17 protein-coding genes are annotated in these 19,108 nt (G+C 70.0%); 4 read left to right on the forward strand and 13 right to left on the reverse strand.

Annotation, left to right across the window (positions count from 1 at the left end):
• Positions 1-48 precede the first annotated feature (48 nt).
• Positions 49-2,595, reverse strand: a complete 2,547-nt coding sequence (locus OG589_RS25970) for a DNA translocase FtsK 4TM domain-containing protein (protein ID WP_405140379.1) — start codon at positions 2,593-2,595, stop codon at positions 49-51.
• A gap of 134 nt (positions 2,596-2,729) precedes the next feature.
• Here OG589_RS25970 and OG589_RS25975 point away from each other — a divergent pair, with 134 nt between their 5' ends.
• Entirely contained in the window at positions 2,730-4,226 is a 1,497-nt protein-coding gene (locus OG589_RS25975; RefSeq protein WP_405140381.1) for a sodium:solute symporter family protein, read from the forward strand.
• 77 nt (positions 4,227-4,303) lie between these two features.
• Here the strand turns inward: OG589_RS25975 and OG589_RS25980 are convergent, their stop codons facing one another.
• Positions 4,304-4,489, reverse strand: a complete 186-nt coding sequence (locus tag OG589_RS25980; protein WP_405140382.1) for a tautomerase family protein — start codon at positions 4,487-4,489, stop codon at positions 4,304-4,306.
• A gap of 83 nt (positions 4,490-4,572) precedes the next feature.
• On the opposite strand from OG589_RS25980, the gene OG589_RS25985 reads away from it, so the two are divergent.
• Positions 4,573-5,523: a sugar kinase gene (locus OG589_RS25985; RefSeq protein WP_405152125.1), complete on the forward strand. Its 951-nt coding sequence runs from the start codon at positions 4,573-4,575 to the stop codon at positions 5,521-5,523.
• Between the two features lie 22 nt (positions 5,524-5,545).
• Here OG589_RS25985 and OG589_RS25990 read toward each other — a convergent pair whose 3' ends face one another.
• From OG589_RS25990 to OG589_RS26030, 9 genes are all read right to left on the reverse strand, one after another.
• Positions 5,546-6,310: an IclR family transcriptional regulator gene (locus tag OG589_RS25990; protein WP_405140384.1), complete on the reverse strand. Its 765-nt coding sequence runs from the start codon at positions 6,308-6,310 to the stop codon at positions 5,546-5,548.
• A gap of 50 nt (positions 6,311-6,360) precedes the next feature.
• Positions 6,361-7,107 carry an SDR family oxidoreductase gene (locus tag OG589_RS25995; RefSeq protein ID WP_405140386.1) on the reverse strand — a complete coding sequence of 249 codons (747 nt, stop codon included), beginning with the start codon at positions 7,105-7,107 and terminating at the stop codon, positions 6,361-6,363.
• Complete coding sequence (gene kduI / locus OG589_RS26000) at positions 7,107-7,919, reverse strand: 5-dehydro-4-deoxy-D-glucuronate isomerase (RefSeq protein ID WP_405140388.1); 813 nt, start codon at positions 7,917-7,919, stop codon at positions 7,107-7,109. Before kduI ends, OG589_RS25995 begins: the two co-directional genes overlap by 1 nt.
• A gap of 89 nt (positions 7,920-8,008) precedes the next feature.
• The gene (locus OG589_RS26005; RefSeq protein WP_405140389.1) at positions 8,009-8,791 is read right to left on the reverse strand and encodes an IclR family transcriptional regulator; all 783 of its coding nucleotides are present in this window, start codon (positions 8,789-8,791) and stop codon (positions 8,009-8,011) included.
• Between the two features lie 40 nt (positions 8,792-8,831).
• Positions 8,832-9,608: an NAD-dependent epimerase/dehydratase family protein gene (locus OG589_RS26010; RefSeq protein ID WP_405140391.1), complete on the reverse strand. Its 777-nt coding sequence runs from the start codon at positions 9,606-9,608 to the stop codon at positions 8,832-8,834.
• Positions 9,602-10,753 carry an enolase C-terminal domain-like protein gene (locus tag OG589_RS26015; protein ID WP_405140393.1) on the reverse strand — a complete coding sequence of 384 codons (1,152 nt, stop codon included), beginning with the start codon at positions 10,751-10,753 and terminating at the stop codon, positions 9,602-9,604. The genes OG589_RS26010 and OG589_RS26015 overlap by 7 nt, the downstream gene beginning before the upstream one ends.
• A gap of 103 nt (positions 10,754-10,856) precedes the next feature.
• A complete protein-coding gene (locus tag OG589_RS26020; RefSeq protein WP_405140394.1) occupies positions 10,857-12,164 on the reverse strand; it encodes an ABC transporter substrate-binding protein in 1,308 nt (435 codons plus the stop codon).
• Between the two features lie 26 nt (positions 12,165-12,190).
• On the reverse strand, positions 12,191-13,069 hold the full coding sequence (locus OG589_RS26025; protein WP_405140395.1) for a carbohydrate ABC transporter permease: 879 nt from the start codon (positions 13,067-13,069) through the stop codon (positions 12,191-12,193).
• An 11-nt stretch (positions 13,070-13,080) separates the two neighbouring features.
• Complete coding sequence (locus OG589_RS26030; RefSeq protein WP_405140397.1) at positions 13,081-13,983, reverse strand: carbohydrate ABC transporter permease; 903 nt, start codon at positions 13,981-13,983, stop codon at positions 13,081-13,083.
• Positions 13,984-14,226: 243 nt separating this feature from the next.
• Here OG589_RS26030 and OG589_RS26035 point away from each other — a divergent pair, with 243 nt between their 5' ends.
• A complete protein-coding gene (locus tag OG589_RS26035; protein WP_405140399.1) occupies positions 14,227-15,147 on the forward strand; it encodes a 5-dehydro-4-deoxyglucarate dehydratase in 921 nt (306 codons plus the stop codon).
• Between the two features lie 134 nt (positions 15,148-15,281).
• On the forward strand, positions 15,282-16,604 hold the full coding sequence (locus OG589_RS26040) for a polysaccharide lyase family 1 protein (protein ID WP_405140400.1): 1,323 nt from the start codon (positions 15,282-15,284) through the stop codon (positions 16,602-16,604).
• A gap of 64 nt (positions 16,605-16,668) precedes the next feature.
• On the opposite strand, the gene OG589_RS26045 is transcribed toward OG589_RS26040, so the two are convergent.
• The gene (locus OG589_RS26045) at positions 16,669-17,199 is read right to left on the reverse strand and encodes a DUF402 domain-containing protein (RefSeq protein WP_405140401.1); all 531 of its coding nucleotides are present in this window, start codon (positions 17,197-17,199) and stop codon (positions 16,669-16,671) included.
• 77 nt (positions 17,200-17,276) lie between these two features.
• Entirely contained in the window at positions 17,277-18,962 is a 1,686-nt protein-coding gene (locus OG589_RS26050) for a ribonuclease J (RefSeq protein ID WP_405140403.1), read from the reverse strand.
• Positions 18,963-19,108: the final 146 nt, after the last annotated feature.

A 19,108-nucleotide genomic window follows, 5' to 3' on the forward strand; every position in this document is an offset into this window, starting at 1 on the left:
TAGTCATTCACATTCAACCAGTTATCGAGGGGGACGGTCGCGGAGGGGTCACTCTCCCCGCAAGTCGGCGAGCAGACCGGGCAGATCATCGGGTTTCACTATGACCTCGCGGGCCTTGGAGCCCTCGCTCGGGCCCACGACGTTCCTGCTCTCCAGCAGGTCCATCAGGCGGCCGGCCTTGGCGAAGCCCACGCGCAGCTTGCGCTGGAGCATCGAGGTGGAGCCGAACTGCGTGGAGACGATCAGCTCGGCGGCCTGCACGAGCAGGTCGAGGTCGTCGCCGATGTCCTCGTCGATCTCGCGCTTGGCCGTCGCCACGGCGGCCACGTCGTCGCGGTACTCCACCTGCATCTGCGCCTTGCAGTGGGCGACGATGTCGTTGATCTCTTTTTCCGACAGGAAGGCGTTCTGCAGGCGCATGGGCTTGCTGGCGCCCATCGGCAGGAAGAGCGCGTCGCCCTGCCCGACGAGCTTCTCGGCGCCCGGCTGGTCGAGGATGACCCGGGAGTCGGCGAGCGAGGAGGTCGCGAACGCCAGCCTGGAGGGCACGTTGGCCTTGATCAGGCCGGTCACGACGTCGACCGACGGGCGCTGGGTGGCGATGACCAGGTGGATGCCCGCGGCGCGCGCGAGCTGGGTGATGCGGACGATGGAGTCCTCGACGTCACGGGGGGCGACCATCATCAGGTCGGCCAGCTCGTCGATGATGACGAGCAGGTAGGGATACGGCTGGTAGACCCGCTCACTGCCGGGCGGGGGCACGAGCTTGCCCGCGCGCACCGCCTTGTTGAACTCGTCCACGTGCCGGAAGCCGCTCGCGGCCAGGTCGTCATAGCGGCGGTCCATCTCGCCGACGACCCATTCGAGGGCCTCCGCGGCCTTCTTCGGGTTGGTGATGATGGGCGTGATCAGGTGGGGGATGCCCTCGTAGGTGTTCAGCTCGACCCGCTTGGGGTCGACGAGCACCATGCGCACCTCGTCGGGCGTGGCCCGCATGAGGATCGAGGTGATGAGCCCGTTGACGCACACCGACTTGCCCGCGCCGGTGGCGCCCGCGATGAGCAGGTGGGGCATCTTGGCGAGGTTGGCCACTATCGTGCGGCCCTCGACGTCCTTGCCGAGCCCCACGATCATCGGGTGGTGGTCGGCCTGGGCCACCTGGGAGCGGAGCACGTCGCCCAGGCTGACCAGGTCCTTGTCGGTGTTGGGGATCTCGACCCCGATCGCCGACTTGCCGGGGATCGGGGACAGGATGCGGACATCCGCCGATTTAACGGCATAGGCGATGTTCTTGGTGAGGGCCGTGACCTTCTCGACCTTGACCGCCGGCCCCAGCTCGATCTCGTACCGCGTGACCGTCGGGCCCCGGGTGAACCCGATGACCTGGGCGTCGATGGTGAACTGCTCCAGGACGCTGCTCAGCGCGTTGACGACGATGGTGTTCGCCTTGGTCTGCGGCTTCGGCGCACTGCCCGGGCGCAGCACCTGCAGGTCAGGCAGGGCGTACGGGCCGGCCTGCGGCGAGAGCACGAGCTGCTCGACCTTGCGCGGCGCCGGTGAGGGGTGGGGAGGCTCGGTGACGCGCGGCGGCTCCGGCGGCTCGTCCTCGTCCACCAGGCCGGGCACGATCTCCGGGGAGTGGTCGGAGGCCTTGCCAGGGGCGTCGGCGATGAGCGGGGTGTCGTAGGGCTTGATGTGCTCGCCGAGCTCGGGCTCGCCATCCTTGCCCGTGCCGGAGGAGGAGCCGCGCGGCTTGCGGGGGCGCCTGACGCGCCCGCCGGTCTTGGCCGGGGTCTCTCCCCCGCTCTTCTGGAACAGCATGTGCTGGATCTCGGCCAGGCGCTCGGGCACCCGGTGGACCGGGGTGGCGGTGATCACCAGGATCCCGAACCCCGAGAGCAGCAGGAGCAGCGGGATCGTGATGAACGACGGCAGGATGCTGGCGGGCGGCGCGGAGACGATGAACCCGATCATGCCCCCGGCGGCCGAGACCTTGTCCATGCCGTCGGTCTTGGCCGGGCCCGACGGGTACGGCGTGGCGTGCGCGACGTGGATGATGCCGAGCAGGCCGGCCAGCAGCGCGGTCCAGCCGATCATCATGCGCCCGGTGTCGGCGTTCTGGTCGGGATGCCTCAGCAGGCGCCACGCGACCAGCGCGAGCAGGATGGGCACCGACCAGGCCAGGGACCCGAGGGCGCCGCGCATGACGGCGTCGACCACCGTCGCGACCGTCCCGTGGGTGGTGCGCCAGGTCATCGCGGCGAGGACGATCGCCCCGCCCAGCACCGCGAGGCCGAGGCCGTCGCGGCGGTGGGCCGGGTCGAGCTCGCGCGCCTGCTGCCCGAAGGCGCGCGCGGCGGTGCCGATGCCGTTCGCGAAGAGCAGCCACACGCCGATGAACAGCTTGCCGATCGCCAGGAAGACCCAGCTGATCGGGTCGGGAGGCGCGGATGCCGGGCGGCGGGCGGGCGGGCGGCCGCCCGCCCGTGCGCCTGAGGCCCGCGTGCCGGTCGGCCGCTTGGCGGGGGACGTACGCGACGACGTGGACCGCTTCGCCGACCCCTTTGGGGTGCTTTTCGACGTACGGGTGGCCATGGTACCGAGGGTACGCATGAGGTGGCCTTGACGCGCGTGGGCGCGCCGAGCCTTCACAGGATTGTGTTCTATGTATTGACATCATGTTTCATGTAATGGAATCTCCATCCAATGGGAAGTTGGAAGGAGGACTGATGTCCGCACTCGACTGGTCCGTGCTGGGCGCCTACTTCGTGGTCATGGTCGCCATCGGGGTGTGGTCGAAGAACCGCATCAGGACGGTCATCGACTACTTCACGGCCGGGGGCAGGATCCCCTGGTGGCTCTCGGGGATCTCCCACCACATGTCGGGCTACAGCGCGGTCATGTTCGTGGCGTTCGCGGCCGTCGCCTACGACTACGGGCTGACCGTCTACGTCTGGTGGGCGATGACGATCGGCATCGGCGTCGGCATCGGGGCCTTCCTGTTCGCCGCCCGGTGGAACCGGCTCAGGTCCAAGCACGGCGTGGTCTCGCCGCTGGAGTACCTGACCCGGCGCTACAACCTGCCCACCCAGCAGGTCATGGCCTACAGCGGCGCGCTGCTCAAGGTCGTGGACATCGCCGCCAAGTGGGTCGCCATCTCGGTGCTGCTCAAGGGCTTCACCGGCATCCCCATCCAGTACGGCATCGCGATCACCGGCGCGGTAACCGTGATCTACGTGACGGTGGGCGGCCTGTGGGCCGACGTGCTGACCGACTTCGGGCAGTTCGTGATCCAGGCCGTCGCGGGCGTCGTCATGTTCGTGGCCGTGCTCGGGCACCTCGGGGGCGTGTCAGCGCTCTGGACCATGTGGGGCGAGCTTCCCCCCGGGCACGGCGACCCGCTGACCGGGCCCTACACCACCACGTATTTCTTCGCGTTCCTGCTGATCAAGACGTTCGAGTACAACGGCGGCATGTGGAACCTCGCCCAGCGCTACATGGGGGCGCCGTCCGGCTCGCAGGCCAGGAAGGCCGCGCTGCTGTCCAGCGCCCTGTGGCTGCTCTGGCCGCTGGTCCTGTTCATCCCGATGTTCGCGGCCCCGCTGATCGTGCCGGGACTCACCAACTCCGACCAGTCCTACGTGCGGCTGGCGCAGGAGCTGCTCCCGGCGGGCCTCATCGGCCTGGTGCTCGCGGGGTTCTTCTCGCACACGATGGCGATGGTGTCCTCGGACGCCAACGTGATCTCCGCGGTGATCACCCGTGACATCCTGCCCGTCTTCGTGCGGCGGGTCAGGACGCTGACGGCCGGGGGCGCGCTCAGGCTGGCCAGGGTCACGACGTTCCTGTTCGTGGCGGTCAGCATGACGATCGCGATCGCCACCCAGGGCCAGGGGGTGGTGCTGAAGATCGTCGTGGACGTCGTGGCGGCCACGATGGGGCCGATCTCGATCCCGCTGATGCTCGGCCTGCTCCCGTGGTTCAAGCGCAGCGGCCCCACGGCGGCGATCGTCTCCTGGGCGGCCGGCCTCGGCGTCTGGGCCGTGGTCAAGTGGGTGATCGCCTCGGCGAACCAGACGCTGGTGGTCGCCGCGCCGCTGGTGACGTCCCTGGTCCTGTACGTGCTCATCGGCCTGCTCAAGCCGGAGAACCGCCCCGACCGCGACGAGCTGGTCGACTCGCTCGGCACCGACCCCGCGCCCGACCGCGCCACGGTGACCGCGTAGTTGGGCGCCCGCACCGTTCGCCCGGATGGGGTGGGAGAGGTGACCACCTCCCCCACCCCATTTAGCGGCTTTTATAGTTACTTATCGGACTCCATGGTGCCGCCGTTGGCCACGTCGGACTTCTCGATCTCCCAGAAGACGATGCGGACGGACTCCTTGCGCGCCTTGAGGATGTCGACGGCGGCTTCCGTCACGGCGGCCACGAAGTCGCGGCGCTGGTCCATGGTCCGCCCCGACAGCATTTCCACGGTGATGTTTGGCATGATGTCCTCCGATTCGGCATCTGTTGCATCACATGAAACCAAATTCCACTACATGAACCAAGAAGGAGTTCGTCGTGGACGTGATGGTGATCGGTGAGCCGCTGGTCGAGTTCTCGGCGTCCGCTCCCCTGACCGAGGCGGACACCTTTCACCTGTCCTTCTCCGGTGACGCGCTGAACGCGGCCGTCGCGGCGGCGGCGACCGGCGCGCACGTCGCCCTGGTGACGCTGGTCGGAGAGGACGAGTTCGGGGAGCGGCTGATCCGCTTCGCCGCCGCCCACGGCGTCGACACCCGCTGGATGCGCAGGGGCCCCGGCTCCACCGGCGCCTACGCCGTCGGCGCCGACCCGAGCGGGGAGCGCGCCTTCGGCTACATGCGGGCGTGCAGCGCGGCCTCCAGGATGGGCCCGTCGGACGTCTCGGCGGCACCCCTGGCGCAGACCTCCGTGCTGCTCGTCAGCGGCGTCACCGCCGCCCTGTCGGCCTCCTGCGCCCACGCGGTGCTCCACGCCGCCGAGGTCGTGCGCGAGGCGGGGGGCAAGGTCGTCTACGACCCGAACTACCGGTCGCGGCTGACCGGCGCCGAGGCCGCGGCCGGCGTGCTGGCGGAGATCGCCCCGTACGCCGCCCTGGTCACCCCCTCGTGCCCCGGCGACAGCCTCCCGCTCCTCGGTACCGGCGACCCCGCCGAGGCCGTACGGGCGTGCCTGGGGCTCGGCGCGGGTGCCGTGGCCGTCACGCGGGGGGCGGACGGCGTGCTGCTCGGCGACCGGGACGGCGGGCCGCCCGTGGAGATCCCCGCCGTGCCCGCGGGGCTGATCGTGGACCAGACCGGGGCGGGCGACGCCTTCGCCGGCACGGTCGCGGCCAGGCTCTCCGCCGGCGACCCGCTCCGCGAGGCCGTACGGGCGGGCACGGCCGCCGCGGCGGTCAGCCTGGAAGGGCAGGGAGGCACCGGGCGGGTGGCGACGCCGGAGGACATCCAGCGGCTGCTCGGAGAGCTTTCGGGGACGTCGGACACGGCCTCGGCGTGACGGCTCCGACCGCCCCGGCGGGTCAGCGGGCGACGGCCGCGGCCGGGGCGCCGAGGGCGAGCGAGACGTCGCGGGCGGCGGAGGTGACCACGGGGGCCAGCTCCTCCAGCACCTCGCGATCCATGTCCATGGCGAGGGAGGAGATGGAGATGCCGCCCAGCACCCGGCCCGTGTGGTCGAAGACGGCCGCGCCGACGCAGCGGATGCCGGGCTCGTTCTCCTCGTCGTCCATGGCGTAGCCGCGTGCCCGCACCTTGCCGAGGTGGGCCAGCAGCTCGTCCACCCCGGTCAGGGTCGCGGGGGTCAGCCTTGGCAGGCCGGTGCGCACGGCGACGCCGCGGACCTCCTCGTCGGTCAGCTCGGCGAGGATCGCCTTGCCGATGGCGGTGCTGTGCAGGCGCAGGCTCATGCCCACCCTGGAGGGCATCTGGTAGGGCCTGCGGCCCTCCAGCTTGTCGACGTAGACCGCCTCGTCGCCGCTGCGGATGCCGAAGTGGGTGGTGTAGCCGGTGCTCTCGTGCAGCGCGCGCAGGGCGGCCGAGGCCTGCCGCGCGGGGTCGAAGCGGCTCATGACCTTGCCCGCCAGGGTGAGGATGCGCGGCCCGGGCTCGTACCCTCCGGCGCCGTCGGGACGGGCGAACCCCCACTCGACGAGCGACTGCAGGATGCGGTGAACGGTCGACTTGGAGACGCCGGTCGCCGCGGCGATGTCGGTCACGCGGTGGTGCTCGGCGATCGCCTCGAGCACCGCCAGCGCCTTGTCGATGGAGCTGCCTTCCCTGACCACGTCCCGAGCCTACTAACAGGCACCCCGTAGTACGGTCCGCGCCGGTGGCGTCACCTGGCGAGCCAGCCGCCGTCGACGGCCAGCACGTGGCCGTTGACGTAGTCGGAGGCGCGCGAGGACAGGAAGACCGAGGCGCCCACGAGGTCGTCGGGCGTGCCCCAGCGCCCCGCCGGGATCCTGGCCCTGATCGCCGGCTCGCGGCCGGGGTCCTCGCGCAGCGCCTCGGTGTTGCCGGTGGCGATGTAGCCCGGGGCGATCGCGTTGACCTGCACCCCGCCTGCGGCCCACTCGCAGGCCAGGGCGCGGGTGAGGCCCGCGACGGCGTGCTTGGCCGCGGTGTACCCGGCCACGTTGATCCCGCCCTGGAAGGACAGCATCGACGCGATCATGATGATCTTGCCGGAGCCGCGGCCCAGCATGGAACGGCCGACGGCCTGGGTGAGCAGGAAGGCCGCGTCGAGGTTGACGTCGAGCACGGCCTTCCAGTCGGCGTAGGTGTGCTCGGCCGCGGGCGCCCTGCGGATGATGCCGGCGTTGTTGACCAGGATGTCCACGCGGTGCCGCGCGAGGAGCTCCTCGGCCGCCCGGGGAAGCCCGGCGAGGTCCGACAGGTCGAGGACCCATCGCCAGGCCTCCCTGCCCGCCTTGCGGACCTCGGCCTCCACCCCTTCCAGGTCGTCGCGATGGCCGTGCAGGACCACGTCGGCCCCCGCCCTCGCGAGGCCGGCCGCGACCGCGCGGCCGATGCCGGTGCGGGTGCCGGTGACCAGCGCCGTCCGGCCTTCGAGGGAGAACATCACCGCATCGCGCCGATCGCGACCTGCTCCATGTCGTCGTAGGCCTGGTTCTCGCCGCCCATCGCCCAGACGAAGGCGTAGCTGCGGGTGCCGAAGCCGCAGTGCACCGACCAGGAGGGCGAGATCACGGCCTGGCGGTCGGCCACGATCAGGTTGCGCGTCTGGTCCGGCTCGCCCATGAGGTGGACCACCCGTCCGTCCTCTGGGAGGTCGAAGTAGAGGTAGACCTCGGTGCGCCGCTCGTGGGTGTGGCACGGCATGGTGTTCCACATGCTGCCGGGTTCCAGCACGGTGACGCCGAGCACGAGCTGGCAGCTCTGGATGCCCTTGGCGTGGATGTACTTGTTGATCGTGCGGTCGTTCGACCCCTCCTGCGAGCCGAGCCGCACGGGGTCCGCGTCCTCGAGGCCCGCCTTGACCGTCGGAAGGGAGGCGTGCGCGGGGGTGGAGACCAGGTAGAACGCGCCGCCGGTGAACGACACCTCACGCGCTCCCCTGCCGACGTACAGGCACTCCTTGGCGCCCAGCTCGTACGCCGTGCCGTCGACGGTGACCGTGCCGGGGGCGCCCACGTTGACCACGCCGAGCTCCCGGCGTTCGAGGAAGTACCCGGCCCGGAGCGGGCCGGGGCACGGAAGCTCCAGCGGCGCGTCACCGGCGACCGCTCCCCCGATCACGATGCGGTCCTCGTGGGAGTACACCAGGCGGACCTCTCCGGGAACGAAGAGCTCCTCCGCCAGGAAACGGCTCCTGAGCCGGTCGGTCGTCATGCCCGGCACCTGGTCCGGTGCGGTCGCGTGCCGTACCTCCACCACGCCTCCTATTCCGTTACATAGAATGCAGTATTGCTATATAGAACAACTTCAGGCATGGGGAGGTCAAGCCGAGGCGGGACGGGTCTTCAGTACGTGCGGCGGACGCCGCGGGCGGCGACCTCGATGCGGTCGCGCGCCTCCAGCAGGCAGGCCGCGATCTCCTTGTCGCGGCCGGCCGTCAGCCGGGGGATGGGCACCGAGACGCTGACGGCGTCGCGGGGCGGGTAGGCGATGTCGAGCGCGACGCCGAAGCAGCGCAGGCCCTCGGTGTTCTCCTCGCGGTCGATGGAGTAACCCCGCTTGCGGATGCGGCGCAGGTCGGCGATGAGCTGGCCCTGGTCGACGATGGTGTTCTTGGTGAGTCTCGGCAGCTCGGCGGGGAGCAGGCGCGACACCGCGGCGTCGTCGCGCGTGGCGAGGATCGCCTTGCCGAGCGAGGTTGTGCTGGCGGGGAGGCGGCGGCCGACCCTGGTGAAGGGCCGCAGGTAGTGGCGGGAGGCCCGGGTCGCGAGGTAGACGACGTCGAAGTGGTCGAGCCGGGCGAGGTGGACGGTCTCGCCGGTGACCTCGGCGAGCCAGTCGAGCGCGTCGCGCGCGATCTGGACCACCGGGTCGCCGTCGATGTAGGTGGCGCCGACCAGCAGCGCGCGCATGCCGATGCGGTAGAGCGTGCCCGTGACGTCGGTCTCGATCCACCCGAGGCCCACCAGCGTGCGGAGCAGCGCGTGGAGGCTGCTCTTGGGGTAGCCGAGCTTGCCCTGCAGGTCGGAGAGGCTGTGCAGGCCAGGGTATTGGGCGAAGAAGTCGAGCAGCTCCACGGTCCGCACGGCGGACTTGACGTGCGGCACCGCGGTTCCCTGCTCGGTCATGTGCGTCCTCCCTGCGGCACGGTACCTCCATTGTCGCCGGTCATTCCTCGATGACGCGACCGCCCACCCAGGCGTACTCCGGATCGGCGTGGTCCAGCTCGGGGAACTCCGCCGCGTACACCTCGGCGTCGTCCCTCGGCTCGTACCCGAGCGCCGCCCCCTGGGCGGGGTCCCACCAGGCGCGGGTGTTGGCCGAGACGCCCCAGACCGGGGCGTACGTCAGGTCCGGCGCCGTCAGGCACGCGTGGACGAGCCGCACCATGTCACCCGGGCTGATCCAGGTGGCCAGCGCGCGGGCGTTCGGCGGGCGCCGGTCGAAAGTGCCGATGCGCAGGGCCGCCACCCGCATGCCGTACCTGTCGGAGTAGTAGCGGCCGAGCGCCTCGCCGTAGGCCTTGGAGACGCCGTAGTGCGAGTCGGGGGCCACGGGGGTGTCCGCCGGCACGAGCTCCCCGCGCGGCGTGAAGCCCACGGAGTGGTTGCTGCTGGCGTAGACGACGCGCTCGACCCCGGCCCGCCTGGCGGCCTCGAAGACGCGGTAGGTGCCCTCGATGTTGGCCGTGAGCAGCTCCTCGAAGGTCGCGGAGGTCGAGGGGATGCCGGCCAGGTGGACGACGGCCGTGATCCCCTTCATGGCCTGCTCCAGCACCGCTGGGTCCGAAATATCACCACAAATCACTTCATGGTGGCTGCTGTCCGTGTTGTTGATGGGAGTCCTGTCCAGCAGCCTCAGCGTGTGACCGTACTCGGGGAGCCCACTGGTCAGGCACGCGCCGATGCGCCCCGCGGCACCGGTCACCAGAATGTTTTTCACCATGTCGCCACCGTATGGGCGGCGATGTGGTCCAAGTCAAGATCGTCGCCGAGTCCCGGCCGCGTGGGCAGCGCGACGTTCCCCGACTCGTCCAGCGGGTCGATGATCGAGCGGAGGTGCGGCGGGGGATCGTCGTAGTCCGAATGCGGGTGGAGCAGACCGCGCTCGTACCACTGGCCGCACAGGGTCGCCCCGATGACCGCCAGCGCCCCCGAGCCGTTGCCGTGGATCTCACAACCCATGCCGAACGACTCGGCCGTGTGCACGGCCTTCAGCGCCGGGATGACTCCGCCCGAGCCGACCACGCCGACGCGAAGGATGTCGCACGCGCCCGCCGCCACCCACTCCCCCCGCGCCATGTGCTTGCCCCAGGAGGTCTCCGGGCCGAGGATCGGGGTCGCGAGCTGGTCGGCCAGCCATTTGTACGACTGGACCGACGCCTCCTCCATCGGCTCCTCGTACCAGGCGAAGTCCAGCTCGTCGAGCGCCCGGCCGAGCCTGAGCGCCTCCGTGCGGCTGTACCAGTGGTTGCTGTCGAGCATCAGCGCGACGTCGGGGCCGACCGCCTCGCGCACGACCTGGCAGGCCTTGATGTCCAGGTCGACGCCGTGCGGCATCGGGGGCATCCAGGTATGCAGCTTGATGCCGCGGTAGCCCCGCGCGACCAGGTCCTTGGCGAAGTCCGCGTAGTCGGCGAACGACGCCAGGCCGCCCGGGATGTCGTCGCCGCACATGGTGCTGGCGTACGCGGGGATCGTGGAACGCGCGCCGCCGAGCAGCTTCCAGACCGGGAGGCCCAGCTTGCGGCCCGCGAGGTCCCACAGCGCCTGGTCCACGGCGCTGAGCAGACGGTCGGTGAGGTTGCCCTGCGCGCCGCGCTGGCGCCGCGCGATCGCGTGCCATAGGCGCTCGCGGTCGAGGCCGTCCTGCCCGGTGAGCACCGGGCGCACATGGGCTTGGATCATGCTGTCCCTGAGCGTCTCGGCCTGCCCCAGGCAGTAGCCCTTGGCGCCGTCGCTGTCGGTGATCTCCAGCAGGGCCTCGGTGACCTCCCGGGGCGGCCCGGGATGCCGGTGCCCGTGCCCGTCCACCACCGACCTCGTGACGGTCGTGAACACCGTGACGGTGACCCGCTCGATGACGGCCATGACGCTCCTCTCCTTCGGTGACTGCCTTTCCGTACGTGCCCGGCGGGGGCCGGGACCGGCGCCCACGGTCAGGTGGTGCGCGCGGGCCCCGGCCCCCGGCCGGCTAGGAGTGGGACTGCTTCCACTCGGCCTGCGCCTCGGTGAGCTTCTGGGCCATCGTGTCCAGGAACTCCTGCGGCTTCATCTGACCGAGGAGCACCTTCTGGAACAGCGGCTCGGTGTCGGCCTTGGTGACCGAGGAGAACTGCGGCAGGTAGTACGGCGGGGAGACGACCGCCGTGGCCGGGTCGCTGAGCACCTCGACGGCGTTCTTGAGGTACGGCCGCTCGCTGAGCCACGAGTCCGCCTGGGCGTCCTTGTTCGCCGGGATCTGGCCGGTCTGCTGGTTCCAGTAGCCGTTGCTCTCCTTGGAGACCAGGAAGTCCACGAACTTCCAGGCCGCGTCCTTGTGCTCGCTGTTCTTGAACACGGCGAAGCCGTCGACCGGGTTGGCCACGATGGTGCGCTTGCCCGACGCCCCCACGGGCATCGGGAACGCGTCGATCTTGTCCGCGCCGAACGCCTTCACGTGGTCGTTGTAGGACCCGAGGTTGTGGTGCATCATCGCGACCTTGCCGCTGGTGAACTGGGCCACCATCTTCGGGAAGTCGTTGGTGACGTCGGCCTCGGGGGTGTCCTTCTTGTACAGCGCGGCGATCTTGGTGACCAGCTCGACGTTCTTCGGGTCGTTCACCGTGCTCTTGCCCGAGGCGTCGAAGAACTCGGTGACCCCGGAGTACGCGTAGGCCTCGGCCAGGAGCTGGAAGATCGAGCCCGCGCCGCCGCGGATCGTCCAGCCGTACTGGTCGGGGGCCTTGGTCAGCTTCTCCACGGCCGTGAAGAACTCATCCCAGGTCTTCGGCGCCTCGACCCCCGCCGCGGCCAGCTTCTCCTTCTGGTACCAGACGACGTCGAGGTTGGAGGTCGCCGGCACCAGGTAGAGCTTGCCGTCCGGGGTGGTCTGCCTGATGGAGGTGAGCATGCTGTCGAGCAGCTTGCCGTTCACGGGGCTCTTGGCCAGCCAGCCGTCGGCGGGTTCGAGCGCCTGCTGGCCGGTGAGGTTGGCGAGGTAGCTGGTGGTCACGCCGCCGACGTCGGGCGTCTCGCCGCCCGCGACCGAGGTGTCGTACTTCTGCTGCACGGAGGCGATGGGGATGCCGACGTACTCGACGTGGATCGTGGGGTTCGCCTTCTCGAACCGCTTGATCAGCTCCTGGTAGACCGGCGTGCGCACGCCTCCGTTGTTGTCCCAGAAGGTGATCGTCGTCTTGTCCGGTCCCCCGCTCGCGGAGTCCGACCCGCAGGCCGTCGCGGTCACGGACAGGGCGAGGACGGCGAGGCCGGCCGCGCGGACCTTCGTGATGGTTCTCATGGGTGGTGTCCTCCAGGCGGGGGGTGCTATCCCTTCACGGCGCCGGCGCTGATGCCGGACACCAGATAGCGCTGAATCACTGCGAACACGCAGACGACGGGTATGGCCGCTACCACGCCACCCGCCGCCAGGGCCCCGAAGTCGGCGCTGTACTCGCCGATGGTGTAGCTGAGGCCGACGGGGATCGTGAAGTTGTCCTGCCTGCTGATGAACATCAGCGCGAACAGGAAGTTGTTCCAGGTGTGGATGAAGGCGAACGAGCCCACGGCGATGAGCCCGGGCCGGAGCTGCGGGAGCACGACCGCGAAGAACGCCCGGGTCCGTGTGCAGCCGTCGACCAGCGCCGCCTCCTCCACCTGGAAGGGCACCGCGGTGATGAACCCGCTCATCAGGATGATCGACAGCGGCAGGTTGAACACCGTGTCGGCGACCACCAGGCTCCACAGGGAGTTGATGAGCCCAAGCCCCCTGAAGATGGTGAACAGGGGGATCAGCATCATGGCGCCGGGGATGAACTGCGTGCACAGCAGGGCGATCATGAAGAACGTGCGGCCGCGGAAGCGGAACCGCGCCAGCGCGTACCCGCCCATGAGGGCGACCACCGTCGTGAAGAACAGCGACAGCACGCCGACGATCACGCTGTTCTTGAAGAAGACGGCGTAGCCGATGTCATTCCAGACGGTGTCGAAGTGCTCGAAGGTGATCGGCCACGGCACCGGCGCGGTGGACCCCGTGGGCCGCAGCGCGAAGACGATCATCCAGTAGAACGGGATCAGCGTGAAGACCAGGTAGAGCACCAGCGGGACGTACAGGCGGAGCACCCTGCCCCGGTCCTTGCGGCGCGAGCCGGGGGCGGCGCCGGCGCGCGCGTGGGCGGGGCGCCGCGCGATGACCTCGGTTGCCATGGAACCCTCCCTCATCCCTTGTGGTCCGCGCCGAACCGGCTCAGCCGGAGGTAGAGGAGCGAGCAGAACAGCAGGATCACGAACCCGGCGGTCGTGAGCGCGGAGCCGTACCCGAAGTCCTTGGAGTCGATCGCGCGCTGGGCCACGTACAGGGGCAGCGTGGTCGTGACCTGCGCCGGGCCGCCGCCCGTCAGCGTGTAGATCAGGTCGACGTTGTTGAACTCCCAGACAGAGCGCAGCAGCGTTGCGAGCACGATGGCGTCCCGCAGGTGCGGGAGCGTGACGTGGAAGAAGCGGCGCGTACGACCGGCCCCGTCGACCGACGCCGCCTCGTACAGCTCGCCGGGGATGCCCTGCAGGCCGGCGAGCAGCAGGATCGCGAAGAACGGCACGCCCCGCCACAGCTCGGTGATGACCACCGCGCCGAAGACGGTGTCCGGATTGCCCAGCACGGCCGCCTCGGGGGCGCCGAGGTAGCGCACGATGCCGGTGGTGGGGTTGTAGAGCAGGATCCAGATGCCCGTGGTGAGCACTCCGGAGACCGCCCACGGCGAGAAGACCATCGAGCGTGCCAGGCCCCGGCCGATGAAACTTTCATTCACCATCAGCGCCAGGGCGAGGCCGAGGAGGAGCTGGAGAACGATCTCCACGACCACCCATTTGGCGGTGAAGCCCAGGCTGGACCAGAACAGCGGGTCCTGGAACAGCATCTCCTTGAAGTTGTCCAGGCCGGCGAAGCCGTTGGCCCATGGTTTCGTCAGGTTGTAGTGCCGCAAGCTGTAGTACAGGACGCTGCCGATGGGGTAGACGAGGAACACCGCGATCAGCAGCACAGTCGGCGAGATCAGCAGGTACGGGGCCCAGCGCAGGGCCCGTGGGCGCCCCCTCGCCTGGGGTGTCCTGGCCAGAGCCACCTCGATCTCCGTTCCATCGGCGACGTGACACATTCTTGAATGACGTTCACACTCGTGTACGCGCCGTCAACGTAGGAACGGGGCACGCGGACTGTCAACCCTTCGCCAGGTAACCAAAGCATTTCGAAGGGGTGGCCCGCGCGTTTCCGCCGCTCCCTTGACTGGCGGGGTCTCTCGGTCATACGTTCCTTGTGTTCATATACGTGAATACAGTTCTTGAATGTGTACACGAGAGAGGACCGCATGACTGCGCTGGTGGATCGGCTCGACGGGCTGCTGTTCTTCCCCGTCACACCGTGCGACGACCGGGAGCGGCTGAACCTCGACGCCTTCCGCCGCCACGTGCGCGACGGCGTCGCCGCGGGGTGCGGCGCGGTGTTCGCCTGCTGCGGCACGGGCGAGTTCCCCTCGCTGGACCTGGACGACTACACGGCCTGCGTCGCCGCCGCCGTCGAGGAGAGCGCCGGGCGCGTGCCCGTCGTGGCCGGCACGGGGTACGGGACGGCGCTGGCGTCACGGTTCTCCGCCGCCGCCGAGGCCGCGGGGGCCGACGGGCTGCTCGCCCTGCCGCCCTACCTGGTCCAGCCCGACCAGGAGGGGCTGCGCCGCCACTACGAGACGCTGGCCGACGCCACCGGGCTGCCCGTCATCCTCTACCAGCGCGACAACGCCGTCTTCGAGCCGGACACCGTGGCCGCCCTCGCCCGCCATCCCCGCATCGTGGGCTTCAAGGACGGGTACGGCGACCTCGACCTGCTCCAGCGCACCATCAGCGCCGTCCGCTCGGCCTCCGGCGAGCTGCTCTACTTCAACGGGCTGCCGACGGCGGAGATGTCGGCGCTCGCCTACCGGGGGCTCGGCGTCACCCGCTACTCCTCGGCGGTCTTCTGCTTCGTGCCCACCGTCGCGATGGCCTTCCACCGGGCCCTGCTCGGCGGCGACGACGCGACGGTGGACGTGCTGATCGACGAGTTCTACCGGCCGCTGGTCGAGCTGCGCCGCCAGGGCTCCGGGTTCGCCGTGTCGCTCGTCAAGGCGGGCGTGCGGCTGCGCGGCCTGGACGTGGGCCCCGCGCGCGTCCCGCTCACCGAGCCCGCCCCCGAACAGGTCAAGCGGCTCGCGGAGCTGATCGAGCGCGCCCTTGAGGTGATCGAGGAACGCTGACCCACGAACCTGGGCGCCGCGCCTCGGGGAGGCGCCCACCGGGACCCTGCGGCGACGCGCCGCACGGGCCCCTACCCCCTGGAGGCCCTCCCTCGGCCAGAGCGGGAGCCTCCCTGACCCAGGAGGTACCCCCCATGAGAACACTTCTGAGAACGACGGCCGTGCTCGCCTCAGGCCTGTGCGCGGCGGCGCTCGCGACCGTCCCCGTCCCGGCCTCGGCCTCGACCGGGGGCGCGGTGCCGCTGGGGCGGCGCACGCTGCCCGCCAACGACGGATGGGCCGCCGCGACCACCGGCACGACCGGCGGCTCCGCGGCCGACGACGCCCACGTCTACACGGTGACGAACCGCAAGGAGCTGGTCGCCGCCCTCGCCGGAGGGGACGCGACGCCGAAGATCATCTATGTGAAGGGCGTCATCGACGGCAACACCGACGACACCGGCGCCAAGCTCGGCTGCGACGACTACGCGGTGGACGGATACACCCTCCCGGCCTACCTCGCGGCGTACGACCCGGCGGTGTGGGGCCGTGACACCGAGCCCTCCGGGCCGCTGGAGGACGCGCGCGCCGCCTCGTCCGCCAGGCAGACCGCCCGCATCAGGCCGAAGGTCGGCTCCAACACCACCATCGCCGGGCTGGGCCACGCCGTGATCAAGGGCCTCAACCTGCACGTCGACAAGGCCGACAACGTCATCATCAGGAACATCGCGTTCCAGGACGCCTACGACTGCTTCCCCCAGTGGGATCCCACCGACGGCGACGAGGGCAACTGGAACTCGCTCTACGACAACATCTCGGTCACCGGATCCACGCACGTCTGGGCCGACCACAACAGCTTCGACGACGGCGCCAACCCCGACTCCGCGCAGCCGCTGTACTTCGGGCGGCCGTACCAGGTGCACGACGGCGAGCTGGACATCACCAATGGGTCGAACCTGGCCACGGTGTCGTGGAACCGCTTCGCCGGCCACGACAAGACCATGCTGATCGGCTCCACCAACAACCCGGCCACCGACTCGGGCAAGCTCAACGTGACCGTGCACCACAACGTGTTCGACACGATCCTCCAGCGGGCGCCGCGCGTGAGGTTCGGCCAGGTGCACGTGTACGACAACTTCTACAACGTCCCCGCGGGCGCCGGGTACGTCTACAGCTTCGGGGTCGGCGTGCAGTCGAAGGTCTACGCCGAGGAGAACTACTTCCGCCTCGGCCAGGGCGTCGGCGCGGACCAGATCATCTACAACTGGGGCGGCACCGCGATCCACGCCACCGGCACGCTCGTGACCAGCGGGGCCACCACACGCCGGGTCGACATCCTTTCGGCCCACAACGCCACCCACGACCCCGACCTCACCGGCGACGTCGGCTGGACCCCCACCTTGCACACCAAGGTCGACCCGGCGGTGCTGGTGCCCCTCACGGTGCCGCTCCTGGCGGGCGCGGGACGCCTGCGCTGACACCCCTCCCGTGGACCGTCACGCCGCGAACGGCGTGACGGTCCACGGGAGTCGTACCTGGGGTTCAGCCGACCTCGGCCAGCCAGCGCTCGTGCGCCCCCGAGAACGGGGGCGCGTGATCCTGGACGGCGGTCATCAGCCAGGCGGCGGACCGCTCCGCCTGGGCGATCACCTCCGCGGGATAGGAGTAGCGGACCTGGTGCTCGGCGAACTCGTCCTCGTCGTCGAGCAGGACACGCCCGTCGCGCATCCGGATCACGTCGAGATCGAGGTCGACCATGGTCACCTGCCCGTCCCGCCACTGGGGGACGGTCGTGATGTCGCAGTAGACCGACGCCTTGCTCGGCATGCCGTTGAAGGTGGCGGTCCACCAGACCTCACGCGGGAACAGCATGACGAAGGGCTGCTGCCAGACGACCGGCGGCTCGCTCCCCCTGCTGCCGCTGGTGCCGGCCGGGCAGCCGGTCCATACGCCGTGCTCGTCCTCCCCCAGCAGCCGTGCCCCGTGGTGCCAGTGGAGTGATCCGTCGAACTTGGTGTAGACGATGTCGACCGCTGTGCCGGTGATGTCCGCCCCGCGGGCCTGGACGCTCACCGGCGATCAGCTCGTTTCGCGCGCATGCGGCTCCTCGTGCGTGGCTGAAGTGCTCCAGCACGGAAACCTACGCCCGGTCAGACCTCCACGACCACCGGAATAATCATGGGCCGGCGGCGGTAGGTGTCGCTGACCCAGCGCCCGACGATGCGGCGCGTCAGCCGGCGCATCTGCTGGAGGTCGGCCACCCCGTCGGCCCCGGCCTCCTGGAGCGCCTTCTCGATCAGCGGGATGACCGCGTCGAACGCCTCGATCTCGATGCCGGACCCGCGCGCGTAGACCTCCGGGCCGCCGCTCACCTTGCCGGTCGTCGAGTCGACCACGACGACGACGGAGATGAACCCCTCGTCCCCGAGGATGCGCCGGTCCTTCAGCGCGACGTCGGTGACGGCGCCCACCGAGGAGCCGTCGACGTAGACGTAGCCGCACTGCACCGCGCCCACGATGCGCGCCCGGCCGTCGACCAGGTCGACCACCACGCCGTCCTCGGCGATGACGATGTGGTCGTCGGGCACGCCGGTCATCGCCGCGAGCTTGGCGTGGGCGCGCATGTGACGCCACTCGCCGTGCACCGGCATGAAGTTGGACGGCTTCGTGAGGTTCAGGACGTACAGAAGCTCGCCCGCGGCCGCGTGGCCGGAGACGTGCACCAGCGCGTTGCCCTTGTGGATCACCCGGGCGCCCCAGCGGGTGAGCCCGTTGATGACCTTGTTGACGGCCGTCTCGTTGCCGGGCACCAGCGAGGACGCCAGCAGGACGGTGTCCCCCTCGGCGACGCGGATCGGGTGGTCGCGGTTGGCCATGCGCGACAGCGCCGCCATGGGCTCGCCCTGCGACCCCGTGCAGATCAGCACGACGTCCTCCGGCGGCCACTCCTCGATCTCGCGGGAGTCGACGAGGATCCCCGGCGGCACCCTGAGGTAGCCGAGGTCCCTGGCGACGCCCATGTTGCGGACCATCGAGCGCCCGATGAGCGCGACCTTGCGGCCGTTCTCCTCGGCGGCGTCGAAGATCTGCTGCACGCGGTGCACGTGCGAGGCGAAGCACGCGACGATGATGCGCTTGGTCGCGCTGCGGAAGACCTCGTCGATCACCGGGCTGATGGTGCGCTCGCTCGGCACGAAGCCGGGCACCTCGGAGTTGGTCGAGTCGGACATCAGCAGGTCGACGCCCTCGGAGCCGAGCCTGGCGAAGCCGCCGAGGTCGGTGAGGCGGCCGTCGAGCGGCAGCTGGTCCATCTTGAAGTCGCCGGTGTGCAGCACGATGCCGGCCGCGGTCCTGATCGCGACGGCCAGGGCGTCCGGAATGGAGTGGTTGACCGCGAAGAACTCGCACTCGAACGGCCCGAACCGCTGCCTCTGCCCCTCGGCCACCTCCACCTTGACCGGCTGGATGCGGTGCTCGGTGAGCTTGCTCTCGATCAGCCCGAGCGTCAGCCGCGACCCCACCAGGGGGATATTGGCCCGCTCACGCAGGAGGTACGGCACGGCGCCGATGTGGTCCTCGTGGGCGTGCGTCAGCACTACCGCCTCGATGTCGTCGAGACGGTCCCTGATGTAGTCGAAGTCGGGCAGGATCAGGTCCACGCCCGGCTGGTCGGGCTCCGGGAACAGCACTCCGCAGTCGACGACCAGCAGGCGGCCGTCGAACTCGAAGACCGCCATGTTGCGGCCGATCTCACCGAGCCCGCCCAGTGCGACGATGCGCAGGCCGTGCTCCGGCAGGGCCGGAGGAGGTCCGAGCTCGGGATGCGGATGACTCATGCTCTACCCCCGTGAATGCCGGCCCGCCGCTCGCGCACGGCTCCCTCGCCGAGCCGTGCGGCACGTCGCGGGCCGAGATCGCTGTGTCTCTCTCTCAAACTCTCTGTTTCCTCCCCGCCGCGTTCAGCCCGCGGCGACTCATTCGG

Source organism: Sphaerisporangium sp. NBC_01403, from assembly GCF_045040145.1.
Classification (GTDB): Bacteria; Actinomycetota; Actinomycetes; order Streptosporangiales; family Streptosporangiaceae; genus Sphaerisporangium; species Sphaerisporangium viridialbum.

What these genes read in the sequence shown, in the direction of transcription:
- OG589_RS25970 (WP_405140379.1), bottom strand. Translation starts at nt 2,595, where the DNA reads ATGGCCACCCGTACGTCGAAAAGCACCCCAAAGGGGTCGGCGAAGCGG.
- OG589_RS25975 (WP_405140381.1), top strand. Translation starts at nt 2,730, where the DNA reads ATGTCCGCACTCGACTGGTCCGTGCTGGGCGCCTACTTCGTGGTCATG.
- OG589_RS25980 (WP_405140382.1), bottom strand. Translation starts at nt 4,489, where the DNA reads ATGCCAAACATCACCGTGGAAATGCTGTCGGGGCGGACCATGGACCAG.
- OG589_RS25985 (WP_405152125.1), top strand. Translation starts at nt 4,573, where the DNA reads ATGGTGATCGGTGAGCCGCTGGTCGAGTTCTCGGCGTCCGCTCCCCTG.
- OG589_RS25995 (WP_405140386.1), bottom strand. Translation starts at nt 7,107, where the DNA reads ATGTTCTCCCTCGAAGGCCGGACGGCGCTGGTCACCGGCACCCGCACC.
- OG589_RS26005 (WP_405140389.1), bottom strand. Translation starts at nt 8,791, where the DNA reads ATGACCGAGCAGGGAACCGCGGTGCCGCACGTCAAGTCCGCCGTGCGG.
- OG589_RS26010 (WP_405140391.1), bottom strand. Translation starts at nt 9,608, where the DNA reads ATGGTGAAAAACATTCTGGTGACCGGTGCCGCGGGGCGCATCGGCGCG.
- OG589_RS26015 (WP_405140393.1), bottom strand. Translation starts at nt 10,753, where the DNA reads ATGGCCGTCATCGAGCGGGTCACCGTCACGGTGTTCACGACCGTCACG.
- OG589_RS26020 (WP_405140394.1), bottom strand. Translation starts at nt 12,164, where the DNA reads ATGAGAACCATCACGAAGGTCCGCGCGGCCGGCCTCGCCGTCCTCGCC.
- OG589_RS26025 (WP_405140395.1), bottom strand. Translation starts at nt 13,069, where the DNA reads ATGGCAACCGAGGTCATCGCGCGGCGCCCCGCCCACGCGCGCGCCGGC.
- OG589_RS26035 (WP_405140399.1), top strand. Translation starts at nt 14,227, where the DNA reads ATGACTGCGCTGGTGGATCGGCTCGACGGGCTGCTGTTCTTCCCCGTC.
- OG589_RS26040 (WP_405140400.1), top strand. Translation starts at nt 15,282, where the DNA reads ATGAGAACACTTCTGAGAACGACGGCCGTGCTCGCCTCAGGCCTGTGC.
- OG589_RS26050 (WP_405140403.1), bottom strand. Translation starts at nt 18,962, where the DNA reads ATGAGTCATCCGCATCCCGAGCTCGGACCTCCTCCGGCCCTGCCGGAG.